This window comes from Curvibacter sp. GW821-FHT09D12 (assembly GCF_059416245.1).
In genome coordinates this window covers 1-7,513 of the sequence record NZ_JBWKOU010000047.1, presented here as the reverse complement: position 1 = coordinate 7,513, position 7,513 = coordinate 1, and the positions used below count along the sequence as shown (strand labels likewise).

At 53.1% G+C, this 7,513-nt stretch carries 8 protein-coding genes; 2 read left to right on the top strand and 6 right to left on the bottom strand.

The features are described from left to right. The coding region (locus AC07PT_RS30290) for a hypothetical protein (protein ID WP_494659173.1) at window positions 1-276 on the top strand (276 nt) is incomplete at its 5' end. A gap of 500 nt (window positions 277-776) precedes the next feature. Here the strand turns inward: AC07PT_RS30290 and AC07PT_RS30285 are convergent. The 6 genes from AC07PT_RS30285 to AC07PT_RS30260 all read right to left on the bottom strand — a co-directional run bounded on the left by AC07PT_RS30285 (window position 777) and on the right by AC07PT_RS30260 (window position 5,582). Continuing rightward, window positions 777-1,358 carry a TIR domain-containing protein gene (locus AC07PT_RS30285; protein WP_494659172.1) on the bottom strand — a complete coding sequence of 194 codons (582 nt, stop codon included), beginning with the start codon at window positions 1,356-1,358 and terminating at the stop codon, window positions 777-779. Between the two features lie 11 nt (window positions 1,359-1,369). Then, complete coding sequence (locus AC07PT_RS30280; RefSeq protein WP_494659171.1) at window positions 1,370-2,803, bottom strand: SIR2 family protein; 1,434 nt, start codon at window positions 2,801-2,803, stop codon at window positions 1,370-1,372. Between the two features lie 27 nt (window positions 2,804-2,830). Further along, entirely contained in the window at window positions 2,831-3,331 is a 501-nt protein-coding gene (locus tag AC07PT_RS30275; protein WP_494659170.1) for a toll/interleukin-1 receptor domain-containing protein, read from the bottom strand. 251 nt (window positions 3,332-3,582) lie between these two features. Then, window positions 3,583-4,245: a tyrosine-type recombinase/integrase gene (locus AC07PT_RS30270; RefSeq protein WP_494659169.1), complete on the bottom strand. Its 663-nt coding sequence runs from the start codon at window positions 4,243-4,245 to the stop codon at window positions 3,583-3,585. Window positions 4,246-4,431: 186 nt separating this feature from the next. Next, entirely contained in the window at window positions 4,432-4,902 is a 471-nt protein-coding gene (locus AC07PT_RS30265; protein WP_494659168.1) for a hypothetical protein, read from the bottom strand. A gap of 119 nt (window positions 4,903-5,021) precedes the next feature. Continuing rightward, window positions 5,022-5,582, bottom strand: a complete 561-nt coding sequence (locus AC07PT_RS30260; protein ID WP_494659167.1) for an SMI1/KNR4 family protein — start codon at window positions 5,580-5,582, stop codon at window positions 5,022-5,024. Between the two features lie 1,410 nt (window positions 5,583-6,992). On the opposite strand from AC07PT_RS30260, the gene AC07PT_RS30255 reads away from it, so the two are divergent. Next, window positions 6,993-7,513, top strand: a 521-nt coding sequence (locus AC07PT_RS30255) for a hypothetical protein (protein ID WP_494659166.1), incomplete at its 3' end; no start/stop codon positions are given.

The following is a 7,513-nucleotide window of genomic DNA, read 5'->3' as shown; positions in this document are numbered from 1 at the left end:
CTTGCCCGGGAAGCAGTAAGCCTGGGTGCATCACGGCTGATTCAGGCCGGTCAAGATGGGATGACCAGCCGCTTACCGCCCTTGAGCGGTTTGCGACCCAACCTGCCGTCCATCTTCATGTGCCCGATGGCCGGCCCCCGCGTCAGAATGGTTGTCGCCTCCTTAGACCGGCTGGCACGACTCGTCTCTGACGACCTACAGAACAGTTACCTGCGCGACGTGCTGACCCGGCTAAACGCTATGACGCCCACCAAGTCAGCGGCCCTCCTGCACTAGCGACGCAATTGGCCACGTAGCCAGGCGGGACAGCACCGTAAGCGAAGAAGGTTATTTCCTTGTCAGACGTAGAACAGAAATTGTCGCCGTAAGGGCATGATTTGATTGGATATCTTATCTGCTCTACTCGCTTGGTGCCCCCTACCATGCCCCCAAACTCCTCGGATACGGGTGAACGGCGGCGAACAAAGAGGCTCTCGGCTTCGAAGCAGTCTAGATGAATTGATCTCCTTGATATCTGTTGGTTCTTGGCGGTCAGTTGTTAAGCTCACCAATTGGCTTCGGACCAGTTTGTGAGCCAGGCCGGAAAGCAACTAGCTGCAATCTGACAAACTGGAATCACCCCATAACGTGCATTAGTCGAATCATATTAAAGGTGTACCAGGCAGCAACTACCAACTTTTCATCTCAGCTGTCAAATACATGCTATCGCAATGAATTAGACCACTTCACAACAAGGTTTAGTGGTCACAATAAAAGCAGAGCTTATTAAACGCCCATCATTTTAGCCACCCGGAGAAGCTGTTATATCCATCGTCAGCGACCCAGTCATAGATCCGATAGAAGTGAGACAGATTATAGCCCTTGCCGCGATGCTCCGGACCCGCTTGTACAGAAAACGTAGAACTCCCGTCAATTCGATTGTACTCAACCCAGGCATTTTCATTTTTCTCCCATAGAGTTCCTGTCTTGCCATCGCCAGAGTACGTAACACCAACATACTCGAAAGGATTGGGGCCAAGCGACTTAGTTTGCTCGTTCTTTCCTTTCACGGAGTTCACATGAACTGCGAGAAGGTGGTTCCCCCGTTTGAAGCTCTTCATGATCTCGTATCGAACCCATGGGCGCGCATATGTTTCGGATCCCACCAGGATGCAGCTATTTGAGGTGTTCTCAAGGGCTCCGTTAATAAGCCTCTTGAGCGCAATTTCACCTTGTTTTTTTGCTGTTTCCCATACGGACGCATCGAAATACCCTGCCTCCTCTCGGTCTGTCTTGGTCATCCAATGATTGCGAACAACGTTCGCCCGAAAGTCGATAACATCTTGATAGTGAAAGCTGAAAAAGACTCGTTTGGCCACGCTGCTTGTCCTTAGATAAGAGCCAGAAGAGAAATAATAACATCGTGAGCGCGCGCTAGATCGGTGCCTGATGCGCCTAGCTCGAGAAGCAGAGACGCAATCTTCTTGCCATGCTCGTGTTTCGATTCGTCGTACGTCTGGATCACCTCCTTCCAAAGGTCAGCGGAGATCGAGCCGGTAATGCCAACAGGAATGACGAAGAGGCCATTGGCAACTGCAATCGAAAATTCTTCACGCATACCGCTGGACGGCACCACGGCTCCTGCCGTATCCAGTTTATTGCCGAAAAGAAAGAGCGCAACACCGGCATGAGCGAGCATAATGCGACGGTACTCCGTCCATAGCTCTTGCAATGGACGCTCGCCGGACTGACTCTGGGGGAAGGGACGAAGGACTAGTTGATCGCTATCGAGACGTTCACCATTCATAATGGTCTGCTCTAGCACGCCGGTGATAACCGCACTTCCAACGCCCAATCCAAACCCGGAAATGACTCGGTACTGCTCCTTATTGATTGCCTTGCTCAGCTTGTAGACAAACTGCTCCGCCTCGGACTTAGTCCAGGGGCTGTAATCATGGGCTGCGCCCGAAATAAAGATAGTTTTTCGTTTGTGACGATGCTCAATTTCACGCAAGATCTCAGTTACCTCTGAGAATTCATCGACATACACGGCCTTGATCCCAACCCGTAATAGTTCGTGTTTGAAGAGATCCTCCTTGCGCTGGCGGTATTCGAAGTCAGCCTGTTTCTCTGCGTCCATCCTGCTTGCCTTGCGAAGGATGCAGTAATGCTGACGTTGATCCTGAGCAAACTGAATTCGGACTCGACTGAGGATGTACTCAAGATTGGGGTCTGTGAAGCTAAAACCCAGAAACAGGAACGTCTTGGCAATCAGGTCGCCGCTCAGTGCGGTGATGAACGGCTGCATTTTCAAATGGTAGCGCTCATAGTCATCACGAATAAGCACAGCTTCAGACGCATGATCGACGTCTCCATGCATTTTATAAACTACCGCGTCACGTTTGGGGCGCGTAGTTGCCAACTGCTTGTTCGTGTACTTGATGTCCGGAACCTTCCCATTACGCTCGAGAGAGCTCTCGATGAGCTTGTCATAATTGGTCGTCCAATAGGTTTGGATCGGTAGCCTAGCTAGGATCTCATGGTTTTCAGTTGGGGCTACGTCAGCCGAAAACTCGGTAACCAACATCTGATTTAGCTTTGAGCGGTTGGTCGCATTGGCATTAGCGTGATATTGCGCCAATGTCACCAAATCCCACTCTTTCTCTACATCAAGATCCAGATCGTCGGCGATCGGCTTCAGCAGCGATTTCCAATCTACGAAACCTGCAGCTCGGGACATGCCCGCACCTGCAAAGATTGCCAGATTCCCTTCGACAAGCTCTTTGGACAGGTTGTCTACGAGTCGCAGATGTTCTCTTTTCATGTGTTAAGCACAAACGATAATTTGGAATTAAAGAGTGTAGATCCATTTGCCTTTGCCTTGTGTATCGTATAGGGCAAGATCAGCATTGCCAGTAGATGGTACGTCGATTTTGTTGTACAGGTTCAGGTACTCGTTGCCATAGAAGTGACCAAAGCTGTCCAGCGTGGGAACAATCGCGATGCGCTCATGGGGTTTTCTTCCATCTGCATAGCCGATTTCCCAAGGGCACCAACGCGACGCCATCGAATTCTGTGTTGCAAGAAAGAGGAACCATTCTGCACGGACAATTGCCGCTTTGATATTGAATGCCGTCTCACCATCCGGCTTGTCTGGCATCGTCTGATCCTGCCAGTCGATATAGACGTCCCAACCGTGATTGTTGAGCAATTCCTGCAAGCCTAGAGCGAGTGCTGCATCCCTGTGGCTGTGGCTTAGAAAAGCTGTGGATTGACCGTAACGCTTACCGAAGCGTCCTTGCATGGAGCGACGTTGGCTTGCGTTAAGAAGATCTGACTGGCGAATAGGCATAAGCAAGCTTCTCTCAAATTTATAGACAAAGTACCCTCCTCTAGCGAGCTGTCCAAGCGGCCCAAAGCAACCTAAATCAACATGCTTGTGTAGCTGGCAAGCGTCTGGATAAGCGCTGATTCCACACCTGACCAGCCGCCGATAGAGATCGATAGAAGTCGCAAGCAGGGAGAGCTCCTTGCACGCGGTGAAGCCAACAAACGGGCCGAACTACACCACTGAAATATACCGAATGCATCTGCTGTCAAGTCCTATCCATAAATCGCTGCCTCGATCTTACTAAAATCAAGGTATCGTTCCTGCAGTGCCTGGACCGCCTCTTCGTCTCCAATAGCCTTATATGTCACCAGACTAGCCTTCAAGGTCACAGCCAAAGGGATCAGGTGCTCGTTGCGCTTTTTCATCCTCTGCGCCGGGATGCGCCATAGCGCTTGTTCCAAATCGAACTCGCACCATTCGGCCTCGATCACTTCGGATGAGCGGGCCAGAGTCAGCCACATAAGGAAGAACGCAGCCTGGATTTGGTAGTAGCCACCATGGCCTTCCACCGCATTCAGCAGTGCGCCAACCTCCTCATAAGATAAAGGCCGCTTTTGCTGGGTCTTGTTTGCCACGAGTGCCGTGCGTACCGGGTGCACCGGGTCTAGATCGGCCCGCTGTGTGGACACAGCGAACTCCAACACAGAGGACATGGTTCTCTTGGCTTCGCAGGCCACGCTGTTGCCGTTGCGGGAATCGGCCCGCCTCAGGATGTCAAGAGAATGCACAGGCTGAACCTGCCGAATAGGCAGAGCCCCCACATGAGTGCAAATTCCGACCAATCCAACCAGCTGATCCGATTCAAACCTGCCACCGATTCCGATTGGAGCAAGGCCAGCCTTTCCGATTCGACCCACTACCCCGGTGGTCTGCATCCCACTGAGGCTCCGCCTGATACGATGTTTGAGAACGGCCAATAGTGGCCAAGTACTGCCTTTCATCAAGCAGACAAGCGGTCGTTCAACGTTTGAGTTCACCTGACTGGCTACGGCTGGCTTCGCCAGCCGTAGCCAGTCAGGTGCAACGAAGGGTTAGGCCCCAACACGCGCCAACCCGTAACTTCAAGGTTTCTTCTCGGAGTCAAGTGATTGAAGCTCCGCTTTGATCTCGCTGAGTTTCCTTGCCACATCATCAACCCGTTGGGGGCCAGTGACAGTACTCAGACCACGCAGGAGGTAGTAGACACATCCAAGGTAACCGACTATGCCGAAGATGTTGATGACGGACCCAAAGATCAGTCCGAGAGTGAGCCAGAGCAACGCAAGAAACAGCGGCCGCGCCGCTCGGTATACAAGTAGTGAGACGAACGCACCCCTGTCACTGACTCCGTTGGCATTGAGCACGTTGTACTTGATCTGTTGTTCGATGAGGAAATGGCGGCGCCTTGCCTTGGACTGAGTCGCCCAATACTCGGCCATGTAGGCCAAGGCGCGTTGCCCGACGAACAGCAGCAGCGCGAAAAGCGCTGAGCCGAGCGCTCCTTGGACGATGACGGGTAGATCTGATGCGGCGGCGAAGAGGCGTTCGAGCATGGGCATGGGCATGGGGATAACGGTTTGGGTCTAACGTTCGAGTCGAGGCGACAAATTTCAGCTTGCTGCAATTTGTCGCCTCGGCTGAGGGGGTGGGCGTCATGGTCTTCGACGATTTACTACTGTCCTCGGAGTTCATCGGCGAAAGACCAGTCTTCATTTCGCACCGTTGCGACCAGAATTGCAAGAAACTCCTTGAATGAATTTGCCAGCAATCGCTTCTCATTTTCATCCCGTCCGTAGGCAATGACTTGGCCAACGACCCCCGTTGGGCCTGGGTCGAAATCTAAGCCGACGTGATTGCCGCCGTAGTCGTGCGTCAGAGGAATCCAGCATCGATTGGTGTACATCGGCTTTACTGCACCCGGCGGGATTGATGACATGAAGTCAGCGCAATCATCATTCATTGCGGACTCATCAATAGAACGCCAAACATCCCACTGCTGACAAATGCCTTCTGTCGACAGCAATTCGCTACCCACATAGATACCGAGCTTGGCGCGTCCTTCCTGTCCGTTGTGCTCAGACAAGAAGTCATGAAGCTCTTGCGGGAGTGACTGACCGAGGTGCTGCTCGAGTTGCGCCAATTCCGCGGCTGTAGCACCCTCGTTGAGGTCACATGAGTCGAACAGGCGCTCGTGTTTCAAATGAGCAATGATTTCATTCCACGGACTAACCATCACCGAACCTCCATTACTGACGCCCAACGCAATGTAGACCGCACCAAGCCGCAGGCCATATCTGGCGCCTGCGGTCTAAATTGATACTCGAAAAGCGCCGCAAGGGTCTTGCAGACTAGCTGTGCGGCACGTTCGCTGCATATAGATACGGTACTAAATTTGGCCATGAAACCCGCTGCCCCTGCTGTGTTGCGCGCCACACGGTTGCTGGATCAAGTCTGTGAGCGAATTCTTTACAAATACTATAGCCTGCGCACAAGGCAGGACCTCGCCATGGCGCTGTCCATCGTCAGACGACAGCTTTTTGGCTGTGCACCGACCGACTGAATCCGCCGCCCGGAGCTGTCCCTAACATACCAAATGTGATGTAGCCCCGAGTTGGTTGGTTTGAGTCGGAAGCCGTGGCCAGGTTTGAATCGGGCTGTGTGGCAGATTTGAATCGGGCTCACTGGCGGATTTCATCGGAATACGCACATAAGGAAACACCACACGCTCCAGCATGTTCAAGCGGCGGGCTTTGGTCACTTCTTGCCAGTCCCGCAAGGCTACCCATTCACGGACCACAGCTTCAAAGGTGATCGCCAAGAAGGGCAATGGCACTTTTTTGCGCTTGTCGGGGGTGACTGGCTTGGCCCAATTTGCCCTGAATTGGGGTGAGCGTCCAGTCAAGCCATCTTGACGGGCCGCATGCAGCTCATTTGGACTGCAGCTGTGCTCCGATTTAGGCCACACACTCAACGAGGTTGAGGCAAGCCAGCAGCAGGTACTTCTCGGCGTCGGTTCTCACACGCAGCAGATCGTGCTCGCCGAGGTGGCCGTACACGAACGCAAGCAGGTAAGGATACAGGGCATCAAGCCCGATATGCAGACCGGAGCCTCACCCGCGAATGCCATCAGGGCCAGCAGGACGAACACCCTGCAATGACAGGCCGAATGTAAGACTGCAAACCCTTCAGACCTTCACGCCGACGAATCTTGTTCTTCTGGAGACGTCCATGTAAGACCATCCCTAGAACTCACCCAATTCAGGACAAAGTGGGCCAAGTCAGCCGCCCCCAGCAAGCGCAAAAAAGGGCTAATACTCTTCTTGACGATCATCCTCAGCAGTCAGCGCAGGTTGTAGCACGCGGCACAGCACCGCGTGCAGGAGGAACATGTCGCACTTTTCGCTATGTTCAAGCAGTTCCGCGACGGCCTTGCAATCCAGGACGATAGGCAGGCCGCAATCTGGCGCACGGTTAATTATCATGGACACGTGTGTGCTCCCCGGCTAGCGGCTTGACATAGAACGCTTCGCCGAAGCTGCTTTGCAGCTTCGGCTGCTTGAAGCAACGAGGGTGCATAGCAAACTAGCGCAAGGACCTGCGAGAAAATGCAGGCACTGCTTGTTGAATTTAGGGAGTCGAATCTTTGAAGTATCTCTACAGAAACATATCCCGCTGGCCGGTTTTCGGCTGGACGCTGTGGCAAAAGATCGAAGACGCATGGGGAAAGCTCCCCTCAGCAAAAAACAAGGAGATGGAACGCTGGCACTTGAGGGAGCTGCATTCAAAGCGCAGAGTAAAGTACCTTGCGCGATGGCTCTGTAGCAATACAGCCCTGCTGGCGCCGGATGCGAGCGTTGAAGTAACTTCGGTTTGGGTTGACCAATACCCAAAAGCTCATAGCACGTGCGCCGTGACCGCGCCCAAGTCGCCCGATGTCACCGTCGAACTTGCTGACACGGTTGTCCGGGTTACGGTTCTTGATGCGGCAGGGAAGGTGCAAATTGACCGTGCGGTCTTGCTTCAAGCTAAATGCGCCCATCATGCCGAGAAACTGGATCCTCACGACCCGAAGGACTCGACAGAAAAAGGTAAGCAACCGGCCAAGTCATCTATCCAGAGCCCTCGCCATAAGGTATTCATGTCCACGCCAATCAGCGCGGACAT

Excerpts from the sequence above, each read along its gene's own strand:
- AC07PT_RS30280 (WP_494659171.1), bottom strand. The coding sequence starts at position 2,803 with ATGAAAAGAGAACATCTGCGACTCGTAGACAACCTGTCCAAAGAGCTT.
- AC07PT_RS30275 (WP_494659170.1), bottom strand. The coding sequence starts at position 3,331 with ATGCCTATTCGCCAGTCAGATCTTCTTAACGCAAGCCAACGTCGCTCC.
- AC07PT_RS30270 (WP_494659169.1), bottom strand. The coding sequence starts at position 4,245 with ATGCAGACCACCGGGGTAGTGGGTCGAATCGGAAAGGCTGGCCTTGCT.
- AC07PT_RS30265 (WP_494659168.1), bottom strand. The coding sequence starts at position 4,902 with ATGCTCGAACGCCTCTTCGCCGCCGCATCAGATCTACCCGTCATCGTC.
- AC07PT_RS30260 (WP_494659167.1), bottom strand. The coding sequence starts at position 5,582 with ATGGTTAGTCCGTGGAATGAAATCATTGCTCATTTGAAACACGAGCGC.